The 483-nt window shown below is 76.6% G+C and carries 1 protein-coding gene; it reads left to right on the forward strand.

Annotated features, from left to right (window positions below):
• Nucleotides 1-181 precede the first annotated feature (181 nt).
• The coding region (locus N5079_RS35160) for a hypothetical protein (protein WP_261588545.1) at nucleotides 182-483 on the forward strand (302 nt) is incomplete at its 3' end.

Raw genomic sequence — 483 nt, forward strand, 5'->3', positions numbered from 1 at the left:
CGACGCCGCCCCTCCCGACGCCGCCCCTCCCGACGCCGCCCCTCCCGGCGGTGCGCCCTCCGGCGCCGCCTCCTCCGGCGGTGCGCCCTTTGGCGGCGCGTTCTCTCACGGTGCCTCCTTCGGTGGTGAGGGGTCTGGTGGTGAAGGGGCTGGCGGTCAGCCGGTGGGGTCGGGGGTGCTGGTGTCCGAGTTGCGGGAGCTGGCGTCCCGGCTGGCGGTGGCCGACCTTCCCGGCACCGCCGGGGTGTGTCTGGCCGAGGTTGAGGAGTTGCTGTACGCGCGGGACCGGTTGATCTCGGCGGTCGCCGCGCGGGTGGGCCGGGTCCACGCCACCGGGGAGGCCAAGAGTGTTGGGTATGCCTCGACGGGGACGTGGCTGCGTGGCGCTGCGGGGATGACGGGTGCGGGGGCGTCGCGGCTGCTCCGGCTGGCCACGGAGCTGGCGCGGCTGCCTGTGGTGCGGGGCCGGTTCGCGGCCGGCAC

The organism is Planotetraspora sp. A-T 1434, assembly GCF_025420585.1.
Lineage (GTDB): Bacteria > Actinomycetota > Actinomycetes > Streptosporangiales > Streptosporangiaceae > JAOEGB01.